The sequence below is a fragment of the Mesorhizobium sp. M0048 genome, from assembly GCF_040323405.1.
Classification (GTDB): domain Bacteria; phylum Pseudomonadota; class Alphaproteobacteria; order Rhizobiales; family Rhizobiaceae; genus Mesorhizobium.
Map to the genome: position 1 here is coordinate 22569 of NZ_JAMYUV010000010.1, position 25071 is coordinate 47639.

Here is a 25071-nt window from a genome sequence, read left to right on the forward strand (position 1 = left end):
GCCGCGAAATACGGTTCAACGTCCACAACAGGTCAGACCGACCGCGTCGCTCGTTACCGCACGACCTCGCGGTGACCGCCGGGCAGGCGGGTGGCGATAAGCTTGTCGATGCGGCGGCCGTCGAGGTCGACGACCTCGAAGCGCCAGCCTTGCGCGTCGACGCATTCGCCGGTCGCCGGCAGATGATGCAAATGCGACAGCACATAGCCGGCGACGGTTTCGTAGTCGCGGTTCTCGGGCAGGTCGATGCCGAGGACCTCCGCCATCTCGTCGGCCTGCATGTAGCCGGCAAGCAGCCATGAGCCGTCCTCGCGCTTGACGGCGTTTTCCTCTTCGCCGGCATCGAGATCCGAACGGAAGACGCCGGTAATCGCTTCCAGTATGTCGGCCGGGGTGACGATGCCTTCGAAATGGCCGTATTCGTCATGTACCAGCGCCATCGGCACGTCGGATTCCTTCAGTGTCGCAAGCACGTCCAGCGCATCGGCCTGGTCATGCACGATTGGGGCCGTGCGCACGTGCCGGCGCGGGTCGAGAGCGCGGCCGCCGAGCATCGCCGCCAGCACGTCGCGGGTCTGGACGACGCCGATCATGGCGTCGACGCCGCCGTCGCCGGCCGGCAGGCGCGAATGCTGGGTGTCCATCAGCAGCTTTCTGATGGCCGCCTCGTCGGATTGCAGATTGATCCAGTCGACCTCGGTGCGCGGCGTCATCACCGCGCGCACGGCGCGGTCGCCGAGCCGCATCACGCCGGCGATCATGCGCCGTTCGTCGGATTCGATGGTGCCGTGGTGCTCGGCTTCGGCGACCAGCATCTTGATCTCCTCGTCGGTGACCCTCTCCTCGCTCTGGCCGTGCTGGCCAAGCAGCCACAGCAGGGCGCGGCCGGAAAAATCGAGCAGGAAGACCAGCGGCGCCGAAACGCTGGCGAGGATGGTCATTGCCGGAGCGACCCTGACGGCGACCCGTTCGGGGTCGCGTAATGCGATCTGCTTGGGCACCAGTTCGCCGATGATCAACGAGCCATAGGTGATGATGGCGACGACAATGCCGACACCGAGCGGGTCGGCGAGGCTTTCGCGGACGCCGGCCGATGCCAGGAAGGTGGCCAGCCGCTCGCCGAGCGTGGCGCCGGAAAAGGCGCCGGACAAGACGCCGACCAAAGTGATGCCGATCTGCACCGAGGACAGGAACTTTCCCGGATTGGCGCCGAGCGCCAGAGCCCGGCCGGCACCCTTGACGTTGCGGTCGATCATCGTCTTGAGGCGCGCCGGCCGCGACGAGACGATGGCGAGTTCGGACATCGACAGAAGGCCGTTCACGCAGATGAGGACGACCACGATGGCAATTTCAGCATAAAGCATGCCGGGTCCATAGCATTGCCGCGCGGTTTTCGAAAATAGGACGGTCGCGCTTTTTAAATCTAGCGAGCGGGGCAAATCAGGCGGCACCCCAGGCCGCATCCCAGGGCGGCGCGGAAAAATGCTCGATCAGGGCGTCGACGACGACGCGCACCTTTGGTGCGAGATTGCGTGTTACCGGCCAGATGGCATGCACCACGGTGTTTTCGACAAGGCAGTCCGACAGAACCATTTCGAGCTCGCCGCGCCTGATGCTGCCGGCCGTCAGCCATGTCGGCAGATAGACGATACCGCAGCCGGCCAGTACCGCATCGAGCATCGGTTCGCCGTGGCCGAGCACCAGCCGCGCCTTGGGCGCGAATTTTTCGAGACGGCCGTCGGCATGCCTGACGGTCCAGGGATGGACCGTGCCGTCGCGGCCGTAGCCGATGAGGCTGTGCCTGGGCAGGTCCTCGATCGAGTGCGGCCTGCCATGGGCGTCGAGATAGGCGGGGGCGGCGACGATGGCCGAACGCTGGGCATAGATGCGGCGCGCGGCGAGCGACAAGCTGTCGTCGAGGTCGCCCATGCGCACCGCCAGGTCGATGCCTTCCTCGATCAGGTCGACGCGCCGGTCGTTGAACGAGATTTCCATCGTCAGATCCGGGAATTTTTTGGAAATGTCGAACAGAACCGGGGCGACGCACCGCCGGCCGAAGGCCAAAGGCAGGTCGACACGCAGCCGCCCGGAAGGCACCTGCTTGCGCGAAGCCAGCAGCGACTGCGCGGCTTCGATCTCGGCCAGTGCCCTGACGCAGGCTTCGTAATAGCTCAGGCCCTCACTGGTCGGGCTCAGGCTGCGGGTGGTGCGGTTGAGCAGGCGAACGCCCAATCGCTGTTCCAGCTGCGCGATCGACTTGCCGACCGCCGATTTCGTGACATGCAGCCGCGCGCCGGCGCCGGTGAAGCTGCCGGCCTCCACCGCGTGAACGAATGCGACGATGCCTTGCAAATCGGCCGATTCCAATGAAGCGCTCCTATTGTAGAGTTTTGCTCCTTAATCTGTTGCATAACATGCCACATGGAAGCACTTTTCTCCATAGTGAAACGGCATAAATGTCTCGCGCACCATCAACCACGGAGCGCGAACCAATGAGCACCCAAAACAGATCCTGGCAGATGACCGGTTTCGGCCTGTCCAGTTTGAAGCCGGCCGAGGGAAAGCTGCCCCGACCCGGGCCGCATGATCTTCTGGTACGCGTCACAGCGGTATCGCTGAATTACAAGGACAGGATGATCGTCGATGGCGTGCTGATACCGGACCTCAGCTTGCCGTTCGTGCCGACATCGGACGCGGTTGGCGAAGTTGTCGCCACCGGCAGCGAAGTCAGCCGCTTCGGCATCGGGCAGCGCGTGCTCGGTCAGGTGATCGCCGACTGGCCGGACGGCAACGCCCCGCCGGTGCTGCACAAGCATACGCTTGGTTCGTCACTGCCCGGCATGCTGTCCGAGCATGTGCTCTTTCACGAGGATGCCGCCGTGGCGGCGCCGCCGTCGCTCAGCGATGTCGAGGCATCGACGCTGCCGATCGCGGCGCTGACGGCGTGGTTCGCGCTGGTCGAGGCGGCCAAGCCTATCCCGGGTGAGACCGTTCTCATCCAAGGCACCGGCGGCGTGTCGCTGTTTGCGCTGCAGTTCGCCGCCGCTTTCGGCCTGCGCGCCATCGTCACCTCGAGCAGCGACGAGAAGCTCGAGCGGGCAGAAGCGCTCGGCGCCTGGAAGGGGATCAATTATCGCAGCCATCCGGCATGGGACGAGGTCGCCCGCGAGCTGACAGACGGCGCCGGCGTCAGGCACGTGCTGGAGATGGTCGGCGGCGACAATGCGCGGCGCTCGCTCAATGCGCTGGGCGCCGACGGCAGGCTGTCGCTCATCGGCCTTCTCGGCAGCATGGAGCTCAGTTTCCCGATCATTCCGTTCCTGCGCAACCGGATCGTCGTGCAGGGCATATCGATCGGCCACCGCCGCGCCTTCGAACGAATGAACCAGGCGATCGAGACGCTCGCGATCAGGCCGGTGATCGACAGGGTGTTTGGCTTCGACGAGGTGCCGCAGGCATTCGAGCGTCTGGAGACCGGACCGTTCGGCAAGATCGTGATCACCGTCCCCTGAGCCCATCGGGCGAAATGGCTGTCAGACGGGCCGATTGCGCGCCTACGGCAGTTGCAGCAGTACGCCGATGATGGCCTTGCCGTCGGTGAAATAGGGATCGCCTTCGCCGTTGCGCCCGGTCTTTGTGGCGCCGACCCCTGGTATGTCGCTGGTCGAGATCAGCATGCCGGCGGCGGACAGGTCGCGCATCAGCCCATCGCGCTCGGCGTCGATGTCGGGGCCGATGTGATGAGTGATCGCGCCGGTGTCATGGCTGAGGCCGACGCCGCGGTCAAAGCTTGCCGAGCCAAGCCAAAGCGGCCGGCCGTCGTCTCCGGTCGCAGCGGTCTGCCAGAAGCGGACGTGGTGGCGCCGGTCGGCGCTGTCGCCGACCGGCTTTTCGAAGGCTAGGTCCTGGGCGCGGCCTTCGAACAGCAGCCGGCTGACCGGCGCGTCGGGATAGGGGCGGTCAAACAGCACGCTTTCGCCGATCTCGATCGCCGTCTTCAGCGAGACCGCGTCTGCCGTATCCCAGCCGGCGACGGCAAAAGCATGGACAAGCTCCTTCTTGGTGCCGACAAGGCCGACATTGATCGGATCGCCCGGAATGCCTTGCGGCGTGTGCGTCACCATCTCGAATTGCTGATTGCGAAAATTGCGGTCCCGTAACGTCCAGAACTCAGGCGCGGCGAAATAGGCGAGCGAAAGATAAGCGGCACAGCATGCCACCAGCCAGGTCGTTGCACGTCGTCGAAGGCTTCGTTGGCTCATGCATTGGCTCGAACTGGCAGGCCCGTCGGGCCGTCGAAATCCTTGGCAAGCGGCGCGCAGCCGGTCTATCCTCATATTTTAGCATGAAATGGCGTAGAACCGGCTAGCACGAATGAGGGCGTGATGGAGGGTAAACCGGCGCGCGGCACTGCCATGGCGTTGACCGCCGACCTTATCGCGCTGGTCGAACGGGTCGAGCCGGATCCCGGCCCCGAGCCGGGGACGACCGAGCATAGCGACGCGGAGTTCGATGATCTTGTCGAGCAGCTGCTTCTGGAATACCGGCGCCAAAGCGCTCTGGGTCTTTGCCTACGGCTCGCTGATCTGGACGCAGACGCTGGCGCGGGCAGCCGGACATTGGGGTTCGTCCGCGCAGTATCTGTTCCGCACCGTCAGCATGCTCGAGGAAAGCGGAATCCGCGACAGAAACTTGTGGCACGTCCAGGACCTGGTGGCGCAGCATGGCTTCCACCGGCGGCACACAACGCGGCTGATCCAGGCGCTGTTGCACGAAATAACTTGTCGCATTTCATCTGAAAACCGGAACGGTCAGCGGCAGGCGCGGTAGCCGTTCTTGCGATTCTTGATGTCGAAATGGAAATGGTTGCGGTGGTCGTAGTTGTAGCCGGGGCCGAGCACGGTGGTGAAATACTGGCAGCCGTCGGCCCGCACATTGTTGAGGAAGCCGCGCGTGCGGAAGGCGAACAGGCCGGGCTTGCGGACGTCGATGTCGTCGCCATTGTTAAGCTCGATGCTCATCACGTCGAGCGCATTGCCCTTGCCGTGTTCCGACAAAACACCTTCGCCGGCGATCCTGCGGCAGGAATAGCTCGAGCCCTGGTGGATGGTCTTGACGCCTGAAAAATAGCGCCAGCGGGCCGACGGGACGAGTTCATTCCTGGTCCAGCCGGCAAAGCTGGCGGCCATGTCGCAGGTCAGCGTCGCGGCCGGCTTCATCGCGACGCTGCCGATGGCCGAGACCCTGACCGGATAATCGATGCCGCATTGGCCTTCATGGATCGGCGCGACGTCGGTGTAGACGACGCCGAGGCGTTTCAGCTCCTTGCGGCAATCGATCTCTGCGGCCGGCATCTGTTCGGCCGGCGACATCGGATTGTCCATGCGCGGATAGGCGGCCGTCATATAGGGGTTGGATGGGACGAGGCGCTGCATGCCGGAATATTCTGGGCCGGAATCTTGCTGGCCGGAATAGGGCGGAACGGCAGCGGTCTGGCTCCCGACGTCGACGGCCGGCTGCAGCGACAGCACGCTGCCGGTGTTGCAGGCGGAGACCGCCGCAATGGCAATCACGACGGCAAGCCTGCCGGCCATGCGCGCGCGTCCTGTGTGCCGCGCAGCGACAAGCGCAGCGCGAATTAGCCCGGCCATCGGAAGGGTTCCTGTCCCCAGATGGCACAGACTCTAAACCTGAAGAGTAAAGGAAAAATCAGCGGCGCCGTTCACGTCTGCGGCCAAATTGCGGCGCCCATCATCGCGGCCGGCGTCATTGGCAAAACGTGCCGCCATTGCGGCGCGGTTCGAGATCGAAATGGAGATGCTGCGAATGATCGGCGTCGCTGCCGGGGCCAAGCACGGTCTTGAACGGTCCGCAGGCTGCCTTGCGCACTGTGTCCAGGAATTTCGCGTCCTTTTCCGGCGGCGCCGGGCCGACATCGATCTCCTTCCCGTCCGAAAGCGTGAAGCTGGCGATATCGAGCGCATTGCCGAAGGCGTGCTCCGACAATTTGCCGCCGCCATTGCGCGACCGGCAGACGAAGGCGGAGGCCTGGCCGATCGATTTGATATCCATGCCGAACTCGGCCTTTGCAGCAGGCTGGATGACCGAAGCAGCAAAGCGTGCGGCCGCTTCAGCCATCTGGCAATTGAGCTCGGGCTCCGGGCCGATGGCGATGGATTTGCCGAGCGTCCTCAGCACGATCGGGTAGGGGATCGAGCAACCGACCGCCGTATCATGCTCGGGCTTGCGCTCCTCGAAATCGACGCCCATCGATTTCAGCCGCCTGCGGCAGGCCAATTCCTCGGCCGGCATTTCTTTCTCGGCAATTGCGACCGATCGAGGATCGGGAAGGATTTCTTGCTCCGCCTTTTTGTCTGCCTCGGCCGGATTTTGTGGCGCGACCGATGGGTTTGCCTGCGGCTCGGCCTGCGCCGGCTTTTCAGGCGGCTGTGGTGCGATCGCCGGCGGCTTCGGCTGCTCGGTCCTGGACTGGCCATTTTGGGGCTGATCGTTTTGAGGCTGACCGTTTTTGGGCCGCTCAGCCTCCGGAGCGGGGCGTGGTTCGGGGACCGGGATCTCGGTTGGTGCTGGCGGAGTGACTTGCTGGTTGAGTTGCGGAACCGGTGCGGTTGGCGGCAGCTCGGGCGCCTTGGCCGAAACGGGTCCCGCCAGCGGCGTAGCCGCAACGGCCAGCAGCAATCTGCCCAATCTGAAAAAGCCAAACGCCGCCATTGGATCGCAACGGCCAGAATGCAGGGAAGTTGCCTTGGGCGAGGAGGGCTGGCGATCACAATCGGTAACCGCGCTGTTACGCGCCGATCGCTTCCAGCCCCTCCTCGAGCCAGTCCGCCAGCAGCGGCATGCCGAGTAGATATTTTGCCGTGCGTTTGTTGGCGCGCTCGCGGGCGGCGGTCAGCGCGTCCGTCCATTCCGTCGCGTCATAGTCGCCGCGGCCGACCCAGGCCAACGCAATCAGTTCGGCCGCTTCGTCGACATTGAGATCGTCGATCAGCTCGCGCAGTTCTTCCTCGGTGAGATCTTCGGAGCTTTCCTCGGCAAGGCCGTCATGATGGTGGTTGTCGTGCGCGTTGCCGTCAAGCTCTACCTCGTGCTCGGCACCGTCGGCATAGTCTTCGTTGACGGCGGCGCTGAGCGCCTTCGCCTTCAGGATGAACAGGCGCACGGTGTCGGGACCGATCGAAAGCTCCCAGTCTCGTTCAACGCGTTGCTGCACCGGCCGTCTCCCTGCTTCGTGCTCGGTCGGCCCGATGATAGCGGATTTGCAGCGCTCGTCACGTTCTCTTGCGCGTGGGCGTTAATCGTGAACCATGATTTATGATGCCCTCTCTTCCCGGAATAAGATGGCCTTGCTGGGAGAGATCGCGGTTTTGAGATAGGATGACATTTTCCGGGACGAAACGGCTTTGGCCCGGCGTTAGTGTTGCATTGTCAGGTTCAAAGGAGAGTGTAATGCGCAGACGATTGCTGATTTACGCCATGGCCATTGCCGCCCTGCCGCTGATTGCGGCTCCGGCGTTTTCGGCTGGTGAAGGCGGGGGAGGTGGTGGTGGCGGCGGCGGCAATGGCGGCGGCGGCCAGAGCCAGTGCAAGAAGGGGGAGGCCTGGGACAAGAAGCAGAAGAAATGTGTCTCGCCCAAGCAAGGTATGCTGGATGACGACAGCATCTATGATGCCGGTCGCGCGCTGGCGATGGATGGACGCTATGACGAGGCGATCGCCGTGCTCAGCCTCGCCGCCAACAAGCAGGACCCGCGCATCCTCAACTATCTCGGCTATTCGCACCGCCATTCCGGCCGCGTCACCGTTGGCCTCGGCTACTACGAGGAAGCGCTGCGCATCGACCCGAACTACACGCTGGTGCGCGAATATCTCGGCGAGGCGCACCTGCAGATCGGCGATCTTGCCGGCGCCCAGGAACAGCTCCGCGAAATCGAGAAGCGCACGGGCAAGGGATCTCGCGAATACGGCATGCTGTCGGAGCAGATCGATCATTTCATGAGGAGTTGATCCGACCTCCGGACGCTGCTCATACCGGCTGCGGCGATCGCAGCCGGTTTTTTGCTGTGCTCGCATGCTGCTCCGAACTGGAATTTGGCATCACGGTACACGTGATGCGCTCCTTGACGTTAGGTCAGCCGCGCAATCGGTGGATGATTTTTCAAAATCCGACTTTTTGGACGTGAAAAACCCGCGAAGATTGCTATATCTTGCAAAGATTGTGGTGAGACGGTTCCGTTAGCGAGGCTGCCGGACCGTTTTCTTTTTGTACCATCGACAAGGTCGCTCCCGATTGCGGGGGCGGCGGCAGGAAAGGTCAGGCATTATGAACAAGGTCCCGATGACAGGCGAGGGGTTCGCGTCATTGAAGGAAGAACTGCGCTGGCGCCAGCAACAGGAGCGGCCGCGTATCATCGAGGCGATTTCCGAAGCGCGCTCGCATGGCGACCTCTCCGAAAATGCCGAATATCACGCGGCAAAAGAGGCACAGAGCCTCAATGAGGGCCGGGTCAACGAACTCGAGGACCTGATCGCGCGGGCCGAGGTGATCGACGTCACCAAGCTCAGCGGCGACAAGGTCAAGTTCGGCGCCACCGTGGTGCTGGTCGACGAGGATACCGAGGAGAAAAAGACCTACCAGATCGTCGGCGACCAGGAAGCGGACGTGAAGTCCGGCCGCATCTCGATCTCCTCGCCGATCGCGCGCGCCCTGATCGGCAAGGAAGTCGGCGATGCCATCGAGGTCAACGCACCGGGCGGCGCCAGGGGTTATGAGATCGTCCAGGTGCAGTTCATCTAGGACCTTTGATAATTCTACTCTGGCGGCCGACTAGCGCGGTTTTCTGCGCTTCCGGTGCTCACGTACTCTAAGTACGCTCCGCTCCGGTTCTCGAAAACCATGCTATTCGACTCGCCAGAGCGAATTCTGAAAAGGTCCTATGCAGCGCCTTGTAATTTAAGCGCCAGCAATCTCTCAGCTTCCGCCATCACCTCCCGCGGCGTGACGCTGCGGCCAGGCGCGGCCAGTAGCGTCGATGAGAACGGCCCGCGCGGGCCGGTCAGGCCGGGCTCCGTCGCCAGGAATACAGCCACCGTCGGCAGGCCGAAAGCGCTGGCGAGGTGGGTCAGGCCGGTGTCGGCGCCGATGACCAGCGTCGAGCTGCCGATGACGGCGGCGATCTCGGCAAGCGGCGACCTGGGAACCACCACGGTTTGCGAAACGACGCGGGCGATCGCTTCGGCAACCGCCTGTTCCCGGTCGTTCGACCAGGTGGTGACCGGGGTCATCCCTCGTGCCACGAGAAGCCTGGCGATTTCGATCCAGTCCGCGACCGGCCATTTCTTGTCCTCGCGGCTGGTGCCGTGCAGCAGGAAGGCTGTCTTTTCGCCGACAAAAGTCGATTTTCCGGCTGGCGGCACGATTCCCGATTCAAGCCGGGAAAAATCCGGCTCGTAGCCGAGCGCCAGCCCGAACAGGCGTCTCGTGCGCTCGATGGCATGCAGGCCGAGCGGCACGGCGTAGCGATGGCCATAAAACAGGCTCGCCGAAGGCTCGCGGGCGCTCGAGCGGTCGAAGCCGGCGATCGGTGCTGCCGTCAGCCGCGCAACCAGCGCCGATTTCAGCAAGCCTTGCGCATCGAGGACGAGGTCGTAGCGGGACGCGCGCAAGGCGCTGCGCAGGCCGACCACTTCCCGCCATGTGCCGGGCTCGAGCAGCTTCCCGCGCCAGCGCCGGATCGCCACGCTGTGGATGGTTTGGATGGCTGGATGCAGCGCCACGATGCCGGCAAAGGCCTCTTCCAGGCACCAGTGGAAGGAAATATCCGGGCGGGCGCGGCGCGCGTCCTCCACTGCGGGAAAGGTGTGGATGACGTCGCCCATCGACGACGTCTTGACGATCAGCACCTTCATGCGGCGGCCGGCATTTCCAGCAGCCGCTCCGCCGCCGCCACGACGCGTTCGACCTCCAACGTCTTCAGGCAGTTGAGATGACCGAGCGGGCAGATTTTTTTGTGGCAGGGCGAACAGGACAGGCCGAGCCAGACCAGTTCGCGGTGCTCGGCGAGCGGCGGCGTGTTGTCGGGCGAGGTCGAGCCGTAGACGGCGACGACCGGCGTGCCGACGGCGGCGGCGACATGCATCAGCCCGCTGTCGTTGGAGACGGCGAGCCTCGCGGCGGCGATCAGGTCGATGGCATCCTCCAGCCGCGTCTGGCCGGCAAGGTCGGAGGCGCCCGGCGCCAGCGCCGCGATTTCAGCCGTCACCTCAGCGTCGTTCTTCGATCCGAACAGCGCGACGCCAAACCCTTTCGCCATCATCTCGCGGGCAAGGCCGGCATAGTGTTCGCTCGGCCAGCGTTTGGCCGGGCCGAATTCGGCGCCGGGCATGAGTGCCACGAATTTCCCCGCCGTCAGCTCGAAACGGCTGAGCAGTGCCGCCTGGCTGGCTTGATCGACAGCGAGCTTCGGCGCATGGAAGGCGCCGCCGCGGGCAAGGCTGAAATAGGCCTGCGCGGTGCGCCGTTTCAGGCGATCGGGCAAGGGCACGATGTCGGTCAGCAGCCCGTAGCGCATTTCCTTGAGATGGCCGACACGGCGCGGAATGCCGGCAAAGAACGGGATCAGCGCCGACTTCCAGCTTCCCGGCAGGACAAAGGCCATGTCGTAGCGGCCGCGCAGCAGGCGGCCGAAGCGCCTTCGGACGCGGAATTCGAACGCGCCAGATGGCAGCGGCAGGTCGATCTGCTGGCGGATGTCGGGCATGCGCTTGACCAGCGGTGCTGCCCACGCCGGCGCCAGCACGTCGATGGCGGCGTTCGGATGAAGCTCCCTCAGCGCCTGGAACAGGCACTGCGCCATCACCATGTCGCCCACCCAGCGTGGGCCGATCACGAGGATCGTTGGGCTTTCAGCCATTCGACATAGTCTCTGACGCCGGTTTCCACTGTGCGGAACTGGCCATTGTAACCGGCTGCGCGCAAGCGGGACATATCAGCTTGCGTAAAGCTCTGGTAGCTGCCCTTGAGGTGGTCGGGAAACTCGATGAATTCGATCTGGCCCTTGCCAAGCGTATCGATCACCGTTTCGGCAATGGCGCGAAACGGCTGGGCCTTGCCGGTGCCGCAGTTGAAGATGCCGCTGGAACCGCGTTTCCACAGCCACAGATTGACCTCGGCGACATCGCCGACATGGATGAAGTCGCGGCTCTGCTCGCCGGGCCCGAAACCGCCATAGGCGCCGAACAGCTTGGGGTTTTCGCCGCGTTCGACCTGGTTGAACAAATGGAAGGCGACAGAGGCCATGGCGCCCTTATGTGCCTCGCGCGGTCCATAGACGTTGAAATAACGCAGGCCCGCGACCGGCGAGTGATCGGTATCGAAAACGGTGCGGCGGACATAGTCGTCGAACAGCTTTTTCGAATAGGCATAGACGTTCAGCGGCCGCTCGCATTCCGGCTCCTCGCGGAACTCGGCGCCGCCGCCATAGACCGAAGCGGACGAGGCATAGAGGAAGGGTACGCGCAAGGCCAGGCAGGCGTGCAGCAGGTGCTTCGAATAGGTGTAGTTGACCTCCATCATGAACTTGCCGTTCCATTCGGTGGTGGTCGAGCAGGCACCCTGGTGGAAAACCGCCTCGATGCGGCCGAGGTCACCGGCCTCCATCCGCGCCAAAAAGTCGTCCTTGTCGAGATAGTCGGCGATCTCGAGATCGGCGAGATTAGCGATCTTGTGGCCGTCGGTGAGGTCGTCGATGACGAGGATGTCGCTGAAACCGTCAGCGTTGAGCGCAGCGACGATGTTGGAACCGATCATGCCGGCGCCGCCCGTGACGATGATCATGAAATCCTCTGGTACCTTGTGCCGGTTGTAGCCCTCGTCGGATTCTGGCCTTATAGGGGAGGCGGGCCGGGCTGTCGACAAAGCAGGTGGCGGGGCGGTTGGATGAGCGCCACAGTGCCGCCGCAAACGTCACGTTTCAGTCGGCCTGCCGGCCAACCGGCGACAGGAGCAAGGTAATGCCGTCAACCGAACTGCTTGTCGCCTTTTTCGCCACCACGGCGATCTTCGCCTATATCCCCGGCCCCGCCATGCTCTATGCCGCTGCGCAAACCATGGCGCGCGGCCGCTGGTCCGGCCTGATGGCGGCGCTCGGCATCCATCTTGGCGGCTACGTTCATGTCTTCGTCGCCGCTGTCGGCCTGTCGGTGCTGTTCCATGCCGTGCCGGTGCTTTACATGGCGGTCAAGCTGGTCGGTGCGCTGTATCTGATCTGGCTCGGTGTTTCGCTGTTTCGCGCCAAGGCGCAAAGCGACGTTGTCTTGCCGGGAATTCAGCCGAAATCCGCCCGCCGCGCCTTTTTCGAGAGCGTTGCCGTCGAGGTGCTCAACCCCAAGACGGCGATTTTCTTCATGGCGTTCCTGCCACAATTCATCGATGCCTCAGCAGCGTTTCCGGTCTGGCTGCAGTTCGTCGTGCTTGGAACGATCGTCAATTTGATGTTCTCGTCGGCCGACATTGTTTGCGTGGTGCTGGCCGGCGCAGTGATCGCCAGGCTAAGGCAGTCGAGCCGGGCGCAGCGCCTGATGCGGCGCGCCGGCGGTGCGGTGCTTGTCGGACTGGGCGTGCATGTCGCGTTGCAGAAAAGCTGACGCATTGCCTCGCCACCGCGATCGGTCGAAGGCCTGCCGTTGCGTCGGCTGAAATTGCGGTATATCGGCATCGCCATGAACGGCCGGCCCTGCCAATCGAATTCCCCGTCACCGAAAATCGGCCCTCCCGCGCGTTAACATGATCAAGCTGCCCTCTCCTGAACCACTTCACCGCGCCATTTCGCGCTTCGGCAGCGCCACCGTGCTGGTGGTCGGCGATTTCATACTCGACCGTTTCGTCAACGGCGTGATCGAGCGCATTTCGCCGGAAGCGCCGATCCCCGTGCTGCACGGGCGCGGCGAAACGCTGGCGATGGGCGGCGCCGGCAATGTCGTCGCCAATATCGTTTCGCTCGGCGCTGCCGTCATACCGGTCTCGGTGATCGGCGCCGACGAGGCCGGCAAGAACCTCATGCGCATGCTCGGCGAATTTGGCGTCGACACCGGTGGGCTGGCACAGGATGCCGATCGCATGACGTCGTCCAAAAGCCGCTTCAGCGCGCTCAACCAGCAGGTGCTGCGTTTCGACGAAGAGGAAATCAAGCCGCTGGGCGATGCCGAGCACGCGACATTGGTCGGGCATTTTCGCGAAGCGCTGGTGCGCGCCGACATCGTCATCCTGTCCGACTATGGCAAGGGCGTGCTGCTCGACGGCGTCGCCGGTGAGCTGATCTCGATCTGCCGGGAAGCGGGCAAGCCGGTGCTGGTCGACCCGAAGGGTAGGGATTATGCGCGTTATGCCGGCGCGACGGCAATCACGCCCAACCGCAAGGAACTCGGCGAGGCGGTCGGCCGCGCAGTGTTTGCCGATGACCAGATCGAGGCGGCGGCGCGCAAGCTGATTTCGGCGCACGGTTTCGATTTCGTCGTCGCGACGCGCAGCGAAAAGGGCATGAGCGTCGTCGGTGCGGACGACGCCCGCCATATCGCCACGCAGGCGCGCGAAGTGTTCGACGTTTCGGGCGCCGGCGACACGGTAATCGCGACCTTCGCGCTGGCTCTTGCAGCAGGGGCTGATCGTGTGATGGCCGGATCGATCGCCAACGCCGCCGGCGGCGTCGTCGTCGGCAAGCGCGGCACCGCGCGGCTGACGATCGAGGAACTCACCGGTGCGCTGTTTCGCTCGCATGGTCCGGTCGCCCACAAGGATGCGATCCTCGATGCCGCCGCCGCAGCACGGCTGGTGGCTGCGTGGAAGGACGAGGGCTTGAGCGTCGGCTTCACCAATGGCTGTTTCGATATCCTGCATGCCGGCCATGTCAGCCTGTTGCATGCGGCGCGCAGCCAGTGCGACCGGCTGGTGCTCGGCCTCAACAGCGATGCCTCGGTGCGCCGGCTGAAAGGGCCGGGACGCCCGGTCAACGACCAGCATGACCGGGCCTGCGTGCTTGCAGCACTTGCCTCGGTCGACGCCGTCGTCATCTTCGAGGAGGATACGCCGCTTTCACTGATCGAGGCGCTGAGCCCCGACATACTGGTCAAGGGCGCTGACTATACGGTCGATCAGGTGGTTGGCGCCGATGTCGTGCAGAAGGCCGGGGGGCGCGTCGTGCTGGTCGATCTCGTCGCCGGCAAGAGCACGACCGGCACCATCGGCAGACTGCGCGCCGGGAACTGAGGGTTTCATGTCCGAACTGAACGATTACCTGGCCCGCTCGGCGGCCGCGATTTCGGCGATGATCGAGCGCGACCTGACCAGCGAGATGGAGCGGGCGGTCAGCGCCGTCGTCGCCGCGCTTTCGCAGGGCAAGGCGCTGCTGATAGCCGGCAATGGTGGTTCGGCCAGCGACGCCATCCATATCGCCGGCGAGCTGGTCGGCCGCTTCCTCAGGGAGCGCAAGGCCTACAACGTCATCGCGCTGCCGGCCAACGCGGCGGTGCTGACCGCCTGGGGCAATGATTACGGCTTCGACACGGTGTTTGCGCGCCAGGTCGAGGCGCATGGTTCGGCAGGCGCCGTGCTGCTCGCCATCTCGACCAGCGGCAATTCGCCAAGCATCCTCGCCGCCGCCCAGCAAGCGCGCATGATGGGCATGACGGTGGTCAGCCTGACCGGCGACACCGGCGGCAAGCTGAAGCCGCTCTCCGACATCCTGCTCAACGTACCCTCGACCTCGACGCCGATCATCCAGCAGGGGCATTTGTGCCTTTACCACCATCTCTGCGAACTGGTCGAAACGCGCCTCTGCGACGCAGGGTGATTGCGCCAGGCCAGTAGAGGCCGTCAATTGTCAACGGGGAGAAGTAGCCGCAACGCTGGCGACCCCTCCCCCGTCCTTCACGGGGAGGGCAAGGTGAGGGCAGCGCCAGTCTGTAGCGATTATTATTTGACGCATAGCCACATTTTGTTCTTGCTTTGTGCCGGCAGCTATGCTACTAATTTAACTGTGGTGATGATTCCCACCGACGATCCGCCCGCCGAGGCGGGTTTTTTGTTTCCGGATTTTGTTTCTCCGGCGCTTTGCCTGGTCTCAAGCCGAAAACGCCACCAGCCCTTCGTCCTTGACCCGGCGGATGGTCAGCGCGGTTCGCACCGTGTCGACATTTGGGGCCGAGGCCAGTTCCTCGATGACGAAGGTCTGGAAGGTGCCGAGATCGCTCGCCACGCAATGCAGCAGGAAATCGGATTCGCCCGACACCATCCAGGCATCGCGCACGATCGGCCAGCCGCGGGTGCGCTCGGCGAAGGTCTTGAGCTCGGCATCAGCCTGGTGATGCAGGCCGATCAGGCAGAAGGCGACGACGTCGAGGCCGAGTGCCGGAGCGTTGAGCAGGGCACGGTAGCCGCGGATGACGCCGGCTTCTTCCAGCCGCCGGACGCGGCGCAGGCACGGCGGCGCCGAAATGCCGACGCGGCTCGACAGTTCGACATTGGTCATGCGTCCGTCCTGCTGAAGCTCGCGCAGGATCTTCCAGTCGATGGCATCGAGATCGGCCTTGATCGGCATGGCGGCTTCCGTGGTGACGCGAAAGAATCTTTCGCGACTTTGTAGTTAAACGACTTTGCTGTCTATTCCATCCGCTGGATCGAGGATTTTCGCATCATCTCGCTGCGGTTGCTTGTCGCCGTCGCCGGTGCCGAAGCTTTCCGGGGACGAACGGCAACTTGCCTTGCTGGCGTCGCAGGCAACACTTACATTACGCGCAACAATCGACGAGAGTTTATGCCACAATCCATGGCTGCTCCCCGCAGAGGCTTTTCATGATCACCAAGCACGCGCCTGTTCTCATCATCGGCTCCGGCCCCGCCGGCTATACGGCGGCAATCTATGCCGCCCGCGCCATGCTCAAGCCAATGCTGGTCGCCGGCCTGCAGCAGGGCGGGCAACTGATGATCACCACCGACGTCGAAAACTATCCGGGCTTCGCCGAACCGATCCAGGGTCCATGGCTGATGAGCGAAATGCTCAGGCAGGCCGAGCATGTCGGCACCGACATCGTCAACGACATCATCACCGAGGTCGACCTGAACGTGCGGCCGTTCCGCGCCAAGGGCGATTCCGGCACGATCTATACCGCCGACGCGCTGATCATCGCCACCGGCGCGCAGGCGAAATGGCTGGGCATTCCGAGCGAACAGACCTTCATGGGTTTTGGCGTCTCCGCCTGCGCCACCTGCGACGGCTTCTTCTATCGCGGCAAGGATGTCGCGGTGATCGGCGGCGGCAATTCGGCTGTGGAGGAAGCGCTCTATCTCTCCAACCTGGCCAAGAGCGTCACCGTTATCCACAGGCGCAGCGATTTCCGCGCCGAGCGCATCCTGCGCGAGCGGCTGCTGCAGAAAGACAATGTCCGCATCATCTGGGACACGGTGGTCGACGAGATCACCGGCAGGCCCGGCAAGGCGCCGCTGCCGCCGTCGGTCGAAGGGCTGAAGCTGCGCAACGTGGTGACCGGGCAGGAGATGCATCTGGTGGTCGACGGCGTGTTCGTGGCGATCGGCCACGCGCCGGCGGTCGAGCTGTTTGCCGGCAAGCTGAAGCAGAAGCCGAACGGCTATCTGTGGACGGCGCCGGATTCGACCCGCACCGATATGCCGGGTGTGTTCGCCGCCGGCGATGTGACCGACGACATCTACCGCCAGGCGGTGACGGCGGCCGGTCTCGGCTGCATGGCCGCGCTCGAGGCGGAAAAATATTTGGCGGGGATCGAGGTTCACCGCGAAGCGGCGGAGTGATTGTTGAACAAGCGGCTGAGACAAGCCGCGCAAAAGCCTGATTTTTCATTTAGACGCCAAAACAGGCGGACGCCAGAAAACAGGACGAGGGGAAATCATGGCGTTGGATTGGGACAAGCTACGCGTGTTTCACGCCGCGGCGGAAGCGGGGTCGTTCACCCATGCCGCGGAAACACTGCATTTGTCGCAATCGGCGATCTCGCGGCAGGTCAGCGCGCTCGAGCATGACGTCGGCGTGCCGCTGTTCAATCGCCATGCCCGCGGCCTGGTGCTGACCGAGCAGGGCGAGATGCTGTTCCGCACGGCACACGACGTGCTGATGAAGCTCGAAACCATCAAATCACGATTGACCGAAACCAAGGACCGGCCCTCCGGCGTGCTCAGGGTGACGACCACGGTCGGCCTCGGCGCCGGCTGGCTGACCGAGCGCGTGCAGGAATTCATCGAGCTCTATCCCGAGGTCAGCCTGCAGCTCATCCTGGCCAATGAGGAGCTCGATCTCACCATGCGCCAGGCCGACTGCGCCATCAGGCTGCGCCAGCCGCAGCAGCCGGACCTCATCCAGCGCCGCCTGTTCACCGTGCATTTCCATCTCTACGCGGCGCCCTCCTATGTGAACAAATACGGCAAGCCGAATTCGATCGCCGAGCTGAAGGCCCATCGCATCGTCACCTTCGGCGTGCCGGTGCCGGCGCATCTGTCGGAACTGAACTGGCTGGAGACGGTCGGCGATTTCGAAGGTGGGCAAAGGGTGCCGACGCTGCAGATCAACGACATTCTGTCGATCAAGCGAGCGGTGCAGGGCGGCGCCGGCATCGCCATGCTGCCGGATTATGTGGTCAGCAAGGATTCCGGGCTGGTGCAGTTGTTGCCCGAAACCGAAGTGCCGTCCTTCGATACCTATTTCGCCTATCCCGACGCGATGAAGAACCAGGCGAAGCTGCATGTCTTCCGCGATTTCATCATCGCCAAGGCGCGCAGCTGGTCGTTTTAGTTACCAGTGCCGCTCGTCGACTTCTGAGCAACGTCGGGCGATGGCGAAGGCTTCGGCGAATTCGTCCTTCTTCCCGTCACTATACGTGGAGAAGATGGCGGCAGCCAGAGAAGGGGCAGCGCCAGCCTTCGTCGCACTTGCCCTTCGATGGGCAGTCCTGATGCCCCCCCATCGCCCTGCCGGGCACTTCTCCCCGTATGGTGACGGGGAGAAAGGAGCTGTCTCACCGGTTTCGCCAATTGTCGGCGTCCAGAAATTAGCCGCGCCAAGGCGTCAGCCGGGGCAGCCAGCCTGGTACGGCCCGGCGGTAGGCTTCGTATTCGGCGCCGTAGCGGCGGGCAAGCGTCGGTTCCTCATATAGTTTTACGAAGGAGATCATGGCGGCCGCGGCGATGACTAGATAGGCGGCGACCGTCCCGCTCGAAAACAGCAGTGCCTGGCCGAGGACGATCGACAGCACGGCGACGTACATCGGGTTGCGGACATGGCGATAGATGCCGCCGACGACCAGCCTCCCGGTCGGCGCGACCGGGGCTGGCGTACCCAGGCCCTCCAGAGCAAAACGGGCAAAGGCGTGCAGCAGCACGATTGTGCCGGCCACAATCAGCAGCCAGCCCACAGGAACGAAACCGAGCAGTCTCGACCAGGGCAGGCGATAGCGATCGGTCAGCAGCCAAGGCAGCAGTCCGGCGACCACGCCGGGCGCTGCCGCAAGGAAGATGACGCTGCCGGCGATCGCCGAAGTGGCTCGCATATAGCTCTCCTTACGGGTGCGGCCTTGAACGGTCTCCTGCAAAGCGCTTCAGGTCTTGTCCGGCATGTAACCCAAACCGCTACACCCTCAGGTCAAGCTCGATGGCGGGCTTTTTGGGCGGCATGCACCAGCAAGGTCTGGCTGCCGAAAAAACAAACGCGTGCTGCACGATTCCACGTCATTGTGCGTTTTTCGACTTTCCGAGCAGGAATCGCTGCTGATTCGCGGCTGCGGATCGATTTTTGCCTTGCCGCACGCTGTATTTCAGCGATTCAACTGGTCCTATTGCGCTTCGGGACGGATTAGACCACAGCCGGCGCCTTTTTGCATGTGAGTGTTGCAAAATAGATGCTTGTTTCTTGGGCATGAAGAGCACATATATAGATCATCTCCTGAGCGCGTTCTCCTCCCATTAGCGCTCTCGAGTGTTCCCCTCTGGAGGTTAGCCTTAACAGGCACTTCCAATCAAACTCAGCCGGGTCTTCATTGATCCGGCTTTTTTGTTGCCCGAAACCAACACTTCGCCGGAAAATCGGCCGGAACTGGCGCGTAACAGTGACATGTAACCTCGGGTAACATGCGTTGGCACGCCAAATCGGGTAAGCAGAGCATAGGACGCGGTGTGGCTCGTCCGGGGGATGGGGGCATCACTCGGACGACCCGGGCTCAGGCAGCTACCGCGTCCGAACCATCCTCCGCCGCCAGACACCGGCGGCAAGCATGCGGCGGACCTGCCGTTTCGCCTCCCACGAAGTCGGTCCGCAACGAAACGGCGCCCGAATGATCCGGGCGCCGTTTCCTTGTTTGCTTCCTTGTGTTCTGGCCGCCGCAAGCTGCTGTTCAGGCGGCCTTGCCGTTGGCGTTCAGCGCTTCGTCGGCCAACCGCCCGGTGAGTTCGGCCATGTGGTCGAAGACGGCCCGATAGCTGGCGACACCAGCCGTGGCCGAGCGCAGCTCGATGATGAGGTCGCCGATCTCGGCCTGCGGCATGGTCGCCTCGACCACGTCCCATCCCGGCCAGTCGGGCCGCGCGTCGTAGCCGAGGATCTGGCCGCGCCGCTGCGGGATCAGCGCGATGATCTTCGACGTCGCATCCGACGGCGTGACGATCTCGACCTTCATCACCGGTTCGAGCAGCACCGGCGAGCAGGCGGCCATGCCTTCCTTCATCGCCAGCTTCGCCGCCATCTGGAAGGCCATGTCGGAGGAATCCACCGCATGGTAGGAGCCGTCGGAAAGGTTGACGGCAACATCGACGACCGGAAAGCCGAGCGGGCCGGATTTCAGGTAATCGCGCACGCCGGTCTCGACCGACTGGATGTACGTCTTCGGCACGACGCCGCCGGTGATCGTATCGGTGAACTGGAAACCTGACCCGCGCGGCAGCGGCTTGATCTCCAGCACTACGTCGCCGAACTGGCCGTGGCCGCCCGATTGTTTCTTGTGGCGGCCGCGCTGCTGCGTCGCTTTTCGGATCGTCTCCCGATAGGGCACGGCCGGCACATGGCCTTCAACCGGGATCTGGTTCTTGCCTTCCAGCCGCTCGCGCACGACGCGCACATGCATCTCGCCATGACCGGACAGCACGGTTTCGGCTGAATCCTGGTTGTGATGCAGACTGAGCGAGGGATCTTCCTCGGCCAGGCGCTGGATGGCCGCCGACATCTTGACCTCGTCCTTGCGCTCTTTCGGCCGCAGCGCGAAGGCGAAGACCGGTTGCGGCGGGGTCAGCGTGACCAGCGGCTTGATGCCGCCCTTGGTCGAGCTCAGCGTCTGGCCGGTCCTGACGGCGTCCAGCTTGCCGAGCGCCACCGTGTCGCCGGCCTTGGCCGAAGTCAGCTTGACCTGGTCCTTGCCGAGCATCTTGTAGATGCCGGAGACCTTTGCCGTCTCGCCGCTGGGAAGGAACAGCTCGGCGGCGTCGGCGACCTGACCGGACAGGATGCGCGAGACCGACAGCTTGCCGCCATGCGCGGTGTGGATGGTCTTCATCACCTGGACCACGGTGGCATTGCCGTCGGGAGCGCCGAGACGCTGGCGCGTCGCCGCGATATCGGGTGCGTCGTGACGGATCGCCTTCAACAGGCGCAGCACACCGTTGCCCTTCTCGGCGGTGCCGATCAGCACCGGCGTCACCGTGCCGTCGCGCAGATCCGCGGCGAGGTCATCGAAGATCGCGTCCTTTGGCGGTTCGATCTCGTCCAGCAATTGCTCCATCAGGCGGTCGTCATGGTCGGCGAGCGTCTCCAGCATGGAAAAGCGCGCCTCGAGCTCGCGCGCCTTGTCGTCGCTCGGGATCTGGGCGACCTCGCTCTCGGCATATTCGCGATAGATGTAGGCACGCTCCAGAGCGAGGTCGATCGAGCCGATGACGACGCCGTCCTTGCGCAGCGGGATCTGGCGCAGCAGCAATGGCACCGTGCTTGCCGGCTGCAGCATCTTCAGCGTGTCGCGCACGCCTGATATCGCCTTGTCGACCTTGTTCAGGAACAGCATACGCGGCACGCCGAGATCGTCGAGCTTGCGCATGATCAGCTGCAGGGCAGGGATCTTCTTCTCGTCAGCCTCGGCGACGACCACGGCGACGTCGCAGGCAGCCAGCACCGGCTCGGCTTCGAAGGAGAATTCGATGGAGCCGGGACAATCGACGAAGGTGAACGGCTCGCCCATGAAATCGGTTGTGGCGAAGGTCGCCTCGACGCTCATGCCGTGAGCGCGCGCTTCCGGCGAATGATCGGAAACGGTATTTCCGGACGAAACGGGATTCTGGCGGGGAATGGCGCCTGTACGGGCGAGTATGGCTTCGAGAAGTGTCGTCTTACCGCTTGCAAAGGGACCGACTATGGCAATGCATTTCGGTCCCGTGCGTCGTCCTCCGGCGCGAGTACCCATGGCTGACCTCCACTCAGGCGTTTCCCTGTGAGCGGCGGCCGGCCTGTCGGCCGTCGCGGGCGAGGCTTTTTTCAATTTGCCACCTACCCAAAGGGCATCGTCCCACGGGCAGGCCGGGAGGGCAAGGGATTTGAGGTTGAAGGGATTTGAAGTTGGGGCCGGTTCAGCCGGTGCCGGTTCGGCGCGACGCCAGTGGCGTTGCCTCAATGCGCTGCACTGACACCGTCTCGGCAAAGCGCGCGAGCAACGGATTGAACAGGTCCGCACGCTCCCAGAAAGGCGCATGCCCGGCACCGGGAATGATGTGGCAATGCTCCCACAGCGAGCCGTAGGCGAGCGTTTCAAAATAGCCGAGCCGGACGAACGGGTCGTTCTCGCCATTGACGACGGCGACCGGAAACGCGGCCTGCTCGATCACCTGTCTCTGGTCGGCGCCCTTGCCGGTGAGCATGCCGCGCGTCACCGCGGCGCGCAGCCGGCCGTCGGTACGCAGGATGGTTTTGCGAAAGGACGGGTCGGCGGTGTCTCCGAAGCAGAGCGTTTCGAAGCGCTCGGCATCGCGTTCGGAATACGTCTTTTTGGACGCCAGTAGCATGTCCCAATGCGCATGGAAGCCGCGCAGCATGCCGAAAGGACCCTTCGATACCGGCGGCGCGCCGGTCAGCATCAGCCCGCCGACGGCGCGGTGAAAACTCGCGAGCTCGATTGCCACGTGCCCGCCAAGAGACCAGCCGAAGACAACGGCGCGACCGATGCCCAAGGCATCGAGGAGCTGAGCCGCCGATTGGGCAAGGCCGGCGATGGTGTAGTCCGTCGCCGGATCGCGGGCGTCCGACGATTCGCCATGGCCGGGCAGGTCGAAAGCAATCAGCCGATGGGCGGCGGCCAACGGGCTGTCGAACTGGCGGGCGAATACGGTGCGCGAACTGCCCGAGCCGTGGATCAGGACAAGCGGGATGCCGGGTCCCGACGACTGGCTGAGGCGCAAATCCGCTTGCGGCGTGCGGATCGTGCGGTGGGAAACGGCCATATCCGGTTGGACCTTCGAATTGTCTCGAGGTCAACATCGCATGCTGAGGTCACCATGTTGTTTAGAACGGTGGTTAAGAAATGATTTCTCGGTTTCTGCCGGCTATGATGGCCGAATCCACCACAGCTAACCCCCGGAGCCTGATGATGGAATCCACGCTCGACCTTCTCCTCTCGATCAGCAGCATCGCGACGCTCGGCCAATATGCCTGGTCGATGCGCGGGCATTTCCAGTCGCCGAGCATGTCTCAAGGCGCCATGATCATTTCGGCCGTCGTGGTCGGCACGGCGCTGTTCTTTCTGGCGCTGCTGTGGATCGAGCGGCAACCGGTTGCAGCGAAGATCGGCGGGTTTGCCGTCGAACTGGCAAGCTCGGCGCTGTTCTGGTGGGCGATCTCGGTTTCGCGCAAGGCGCGGCTGCGTTTCGCGTTTGATCCGGACAATCCCGACAGCCTGGTGACCGAAGGCCCTTATAGCCATGTCCGTCATCCGTTCTACACATCCTACATCATCTTCTGGATCGGATGGGGTATCGCGACCTGGTCGGTGTGGGCGGTCGTGCCGGTCGCCGGCATCGTTGCGATCTATGTGATCGCGGCCTTGGACGAAGAGCGAAAATTTTCACGTACAAGGTTGGCCGGTGCCTACCAGGCCTATAGCGGACGTGCCGGCCTGTTCTGGCCGCGTTTTGCCCGCAGCCGGCAGGAGATGCAGCCGGCATCGGACGAAAGTGGTAGTCTCTAAGACACTGGATTGGATCGAGGATTTGCGACGATGAAGATTATTGGCTGTGGCAGCGTGCCGACGATTGTTGCGCCGGAAAAATACTTCACTGGCCGGGTTTTGCAGACGCCGATCATCGAGAAGGAGGCACCGGCGCGGCTACGCGCCACACTGGTCAGTTTCGAGCCCGGCGCCCGGACCCACTGGCATACGCATCCGCTCGGCCAGACGCTCTACGTCACGTCCGGTGCCGGTCTCGCGCAAAGCTGGGGCGGGCCGATCCAGGAGATCAGGGCCGGCGACGTCGTCTCCTTTGCGCCCGGCGAAAAGCACTGGCACGGCGCCGCGCCGAAATCGGCGATGACGCACATCGCCATGCAGGAGGCGCTGGAGGGCGTGCATGCCGACTGGCTGGAGAAGGTCAGCGACGAGCAGTATGGCGGCTGAAACGTCTCAGACCAGCGCGGCGGTGAAGCGCTGGATGCGCGTGCAGGCTTCTTCGAGCAGAGCCTCCGACGTGGCGTAGGAGATGCGGAAGTTCGGGCCGAGGCCAAAGGCCGAGCCGAAAACAACCGCCACGCCCTCGGCCTCGAGCAGTTCCGAGCAAAAGGTTTCGTCACTGTCGATCACCTTGCCGCTCTTGGTCGTCTTGCCGATCAGCTGGGCACAGGAGGGATAGACGTAGAACGCACCCTCCGGCGATGGGCAGGTGATGCCGCGTGCCTGGTTGAGCATCGAGACGACGAGATCGCGCCGGCCCTGGAAGATCGCCTTGTTCTTCGGGATGAAATCCTGCGGCCCGTTCAGCGCTTCGACCGCCGCCCATTGGGCGATGGTGCAGGCGCCGGAGGTCTGCTGGCCCTGGATCATGTCCATCGCCTTGATCAGCGGCACCGGGCCTGCTGCATAGCCGATGCGCCAGCCGGTCATGGCATAGGCTTTCGACACGCCGTTCATGGTCAGCGTGCGCTCATAGAGCTTAGGCTCGACGTCGGCGATGGTCTTGAAGACGAAGTCGCCATAGGTCAGGTGCTCGTACATGTCGTCGGTCAGCACCCAGACGTGGGGATGCTTCAACAGTACGTCGGCCAGGCTCTTGAGCTCCGCTTCGGTATAGGCGGCGCCCGAGGGGTTCGACGGCGAGTTCATCAACAGCCATTTGGTGCGCGGCGCGATCGCCTTTTCCAGCACGGCCGCCGTCAGCTTGAAGCCGTTGTCGATCGAGGTGTCGGCAAAAGTCGAGGTGCCGCCGCAGATCGCCACCATTTCGGGATAGCTCACCCAGTAAGGCCGCGGGATGATCACCTCGTCGCCGGGGTTCAGCGTCGCCATGAAGGCGTTGAACAGGATCTGCTTGCCGCCGGTGCCGACGATGGTCTGCTCCGGCCGGTAGTCAAGATTGTTCTCGCGCTTGAATTTTTTCGCGATCGCCTCGCGCAGCGGCACGATGCCGGAGACCGGCGGATATTTAGTTTCGCCGCGGCGGATGGCCTCGATCGCGGCGCTCTTGATGTTGTCGGGGGTGTCGAAGTCCGGCTCGCCGGCGCCCAGCCCGATCACGTCGCGGCCGGCGTTTTTCAGCTCGCGCGCCTTCTGCGTCACCGCGATGGTCGCGGAAGGCTTTACGCGGGAAAGGGCGTCGGCAAGAAAGGCCATGACAGATATCTCCAGGAAGGACCGGCGCGGCGAAGGCGCCGCGGCGCCTCTCATGTCGCATCATCTGGTCAAGCGCAAGCCCAGCGCAGGCATTGTCGAATGAGCCAGCGCGCAATGCTGGCAACAATAAATTCATCAACGATCGGTAAAAGCTTGAACGGCAGGGACCGTAGCCGGTCC

General features: G+C 63.6%; 25 protein-coding genes. 11 read left to right on the forward strand and 14 right to left on the reverse strand.

Annotated features, from left to right (window positions below):
- Positions 1-53: 53 nt before the first annotated feature.
- Entirely contained in the window at positions 54-1364 is a 1311-nt protein-coding gene (locus NKJ84_RS12655) for a hemolysin family protein (RefSeq protein WP_352506718.1), read from the reverse strand.
- Between the two features lie 76 nt (positions 1365-1440).
- Complete coding sequence (locus NKJ84_RS12660) at positions 1441-2367, reverse strand: LysR family transcriptional regulator (RefSeq protein ID WP_352506719.1); 927 nt, start codon at positions 2365-2367, stop codon at positions 1441-1443.
- Positions 2368-2492: 125 nt separating this feature from the next.
- On the opposite strand from NKJ84_RS12660, the gene NKJ84_RS12665 reads away from it, so the two are divergent.
- The gene (locus NKJ84_RS12665) at positions 2493-3512 is read left to right on the forward strand and encodes a zinc-dependent alcohol dehydrogenase family protein (protein ID WP_352506720.1); all 1020 of its coding nucleotides are present in this window, start codon (positions 2493-2495) and stop codon (positions 3510-3512) included.
- 42 nt (positions 3513-3554) lie between these two features.
- On the opposite strand, the gene NKJ84_RS12670 is transcribed toward NKJ84_RS12665, so the two are convergent.
- Positions 3555-4262 (reverse strand): LssY C-terminal domain-containing protein, encoded by a 708-nt coding sequence (locus tag NKJ84_RS12670; RefSeq protein ID WP_352506721.1) that lies wholly within the window; start codon positions 4260-4262, stop codon positions 3555-3557.
- Positions 4263-4512: 250 nt separating this feature from the next.
- Between NKJ84_RS12670 and NKJ84_RS12675 the strand changes: the two genes are divergently transcribed.
- Complete coding sequence (locus tag NKJ84_RS12675; protein ID WP_352506722.1) at positions 4513-4830, forward strand: hypothetical protein; 318 nt, start codon at positions 4513-4515, stop codon at positions 4828-4830.
- Here the strand turns inward: NKJ84_RS12675 and NKJ84_RS12680 are convergent.
- From NKJ84_RS12680 to NKJ84_RS12690, 3 genes are all read right to left on the reverse strand, one after another.
- On the reverse strand, positions 4812-5651 hold the full coding sequence (locus NKJ84_RS12680; RefSeq protein ID WP_352506723.1) for an extensin-like domain-containing protein: 840 nt from the start codon (positions 5649-5651) through the stop codon (positions 4812-4814). The genes NKJ84_RS12675 and NKJ84_RS12680 overlap by 19 nt on opposite strands.
- A 115-nt stretch (positions 5652-5766) precedes the next feature.
- Entirely contained in the window at positions 5767-6732 is a 966-nt protein-coding gene (locus NKJ84_RS12685) for an extensin family protein (protein ID WP_352477870.1), read from the reverse strand.
- 76 nt (positions 6733-6808) lie between these two features.
- Complete coding sequence (locus NKJ84_RS12690; protein WP_254819248.1) at positions 6809-7234, reverse strand: DUF3775 domain-containing protein; 426 nt, start codon at positions 7232-7234, stop codon at positions 6809-6811.
- 236 nt (positions 7235-7470) lie between these two features.
- On the opposite strand from NKJ84_RS12690, the gene NKJ84_RS12695 reads away from it, so the two are divergent.
- Positions 7471-8028: a tetratricopeptide repeat protein gene (locus NKJ84_RS12695; RefSeq protein WP_254819249.1), complete on the forward strand. Its 558-nt coding sequence runs from the start codon at positions 7471-7473 to the stop codon at positions 8026-8028.
- A 316-nt stretch (positions 8029-8344) separates the two neighbouring features.
- Positions 8345-8818 carry a transcription elongation factor GreA gene (gene greA, locus NKJ84_RS12700; RefSeq protein WP_023719113.1) on the forward strand — a complete coding sequence of 158 codons (474 nt, stop codon included), beginning with the start codon at positions 8345-8347 and terminating at the stop codon, positions 8816-8818.
- 137 nt (positions 8819-8955) lie between these two features.
- Here greA and waaC read toward each other — a convergent pair whose 3' ends face one another.
- The 3 genes from waaC to rfaD are packed head-to-tail and all read right to left on the reverse strand — an operon-like array spanning position 8956 to position 11857.
- Entirely contained in the window at positions 8956-9930 is a 975-nt protein-coding gene (gene waaC, locus NKJ84_RS12705) for a lipopolysaccharide heptosyltransferase I (RefSeq protein ID WP_352506724.1), read from the reverse strand.
- Positions 9927-10934 carry a lipopolysaccharide heptosyltransferase II gene (gene waaF, locus NKJ84_RS12710; protein WP_352506725.1) on the reverse strand — a complete coding sequence of 336 codons (1008 nt, stop codon included), beginning with the start codon at positions 10932-10934 and terminating at the stop codon, positions 9927-9929. The genes waaC and waaF overlap by 4 nt, the downstream gene beginning before the upstream one ends.
- The gene (gene rfaD, locus NKJ84_RS12715) at positions 10907-11857 is read right to left on the reverse strand and encodes an ADP-glyceromanno-heptose 6-epimerase (RefSeq protein ID WP_352506726.1); all 951 of its coding nucleotides are present in this window, start codon (positions 11855-11857) and stop codon (positions 10907-10909) included. Before rfaD ends, waaF begins: the two co-directional genes overlap by 28 nt.
- Before the next feature lie 176 nt (positions 11858-12033).
- Here rfaD and NKJ84_RS12720 point away from each other — a divergent pair, with 176 nt between their 5' ends.
- The 3 genes from NKJ84_RS12720 (at position 12034) to NKJ84_RS12730 (ending at position 14867) form a co-directional block, all read left to right on the forward strand.
- Positions 12034-12666: a LysE family translocator gene (locus tag NKJ84_RS12720; protein ID WP_352506727.1), complete on the forward strand. Its 633-nt coding sequence runs from the start codon at positions 12034-12036 to the stop codon at positions 12664-12666.
- A 139-nt stretch (positions 12667-12805) separates the two neighbouring features.
- Positions 12806-14284: a D-glycero-beta-D-manno-heptose-7-phosphate kinase gene (rfaE1, locus tag NKJ84_RS12725; protein ID WP_352506728.1), complete on the forward strand. Its 1479-nt coding sequence runs from the start codon at positions 12806-12808 to the stop codon at positions 14282-14284.
- 7 nt (positions 14285-14291) lie between these two features.
- Complete coding sequence (locus tag NKJ84_RS12730) at positions 14292-14867, forward strand: D-sedoheptulose-7-phosphate isomerase (RefSeq protein WP_254819255.1); 576 nt, start codon at positions 14292-14294, stop codon at positions 14865-14867.
- Between the two features lie 270 nt (positions 14868-15137).
- Here NKJ84_RS12730 and NKJ84_RS12735 read toward each other — a convergent pair whose 3' ends face one another.
- Entirely contained in the window at positions 15138-15614 is a 477-nt protein-coding gene (locus tag NKJ84_RS12735; RefSeq protein ID WP_352506729.1) for an Lrp/AsnC family transcriptional regulator, read from the reverse strand.
- 254 nt (positions 15615-15868) lie between these two features.
- On the opposite strand from NKJ84_RS12735, the gene trxB reads away from it, so the two are divergent.
- Together trxB and NKJ84_RS12745 are read left to right on the forward strand one after the other, a co-directional pair.
- The gene (gene trxB / locus NKJ84_RS12740) at positions 15869-16843 is read left to right on the forward strand and encodes a thioredoxin-disulfide reductase (protein WP_254819256.1); all 975 of its coding nucleotides are present in this window, start codon (positions 15869-15871) and stop codon (positions 16841-16843) included.
- 97 nt (positions 16844-16940) lie between these two features.
- Positions 16941-17837: a LysR family transcriptional regulator gene (locus NKJ84_RS12745; protein ID WP_023719100.1), complete on the forward strand. Its 897-nt coding sequence runs from the start codon at positions 16941-16943 to the stop codon at positions 17835-17837.
- Between the two features lie 256 nt (positions 17838-18093).
- Here NKJ84_RS12745 and NKJ84_RS12750 read toward each other — a convergent pair whose 3' ends face one another.
- The 3 genes from NKJ84_RS12750 to NKJ84_RS12760 form a co-directional block, all read right to left on the reverse strand.
- Complete coding sequence (locus NKJ84_RS12750; RefSeq protein WP_352506730.1) at positions 18094-18591, reverse strand: methyltransferase family protein; 498 nt, start codon at positions 18589-18591, stop codon at positions 18094-18096.
- A gap of 840 nt (positions 18592-19431) precedes the next feature.
- Positions 19432-21483, reverse strand: a complete 2052-nt coding sequence (locus tag NKJ84_RS12755; protein WP_352506731.1) for an elongation factor G — start codon at positions 21481-21483, stop codon at positions 19432-19434.
- A gap of 163 nt (positions 21484-21646) precedes the next feature.
- Positions 21647-22513 (reverse strand): alpha/beta fold hydrolase, encoded by an 867-nt coding sequence (locus NKJ84_RS12760; RefSeq protein WP_352506732.1) that lies wholly within the window; start codon positions 22511-22513, stop codon positions 21647-21649.
- 143 nt (positions 22514-22656) lie between these two features.
- Here NKJ84_RS12760 and NKJ84_RS12765 point away from each other — a divergent pair, with 143 nt between their 5' ends.
- Positions 22657-23256 (forward strand): methyltransferase family protein, encoded by a 600-nt coding sequence (locus NKJ84_RS12765; protein WP_352506733.1) that lies wholly within the window; start codon positions 22657-22659, stop codon positions 23254-23256.
- A 30-nt stretch (positions 23257-23286) separates the two neighbouring features.
- The gene (locus NKJ84_RS12770) at positions 23287-23682 is read left to right on the forward strand and encodes a (R)-mandelonitrile lyase (protein ID WP_352506734.1); all 396 of its coding nucleotides are present in this window, start codon (positions 23287-23289) and stop codon (positions 23680-23682) included.
- A gap of 6 nt (positions 23683-23688) precedes the next feature.
- Here NKJ84_RS12770 and NKJ84_RS12775 read toward each other — a convergent pair whose 3' ends face one another.
- Complete coding sequence (locus NKJ84_RS12775; protein WP_352506735.1) at positions 23689-24891, reverse strand: pyridoxal phosphate-dependent aminotransferase; 1203 nt, start codon at positions 24889-24891, stop codon at positions 23689-23691.
- Positions 24892-25071: the final 180 nt, after the last annotated feature.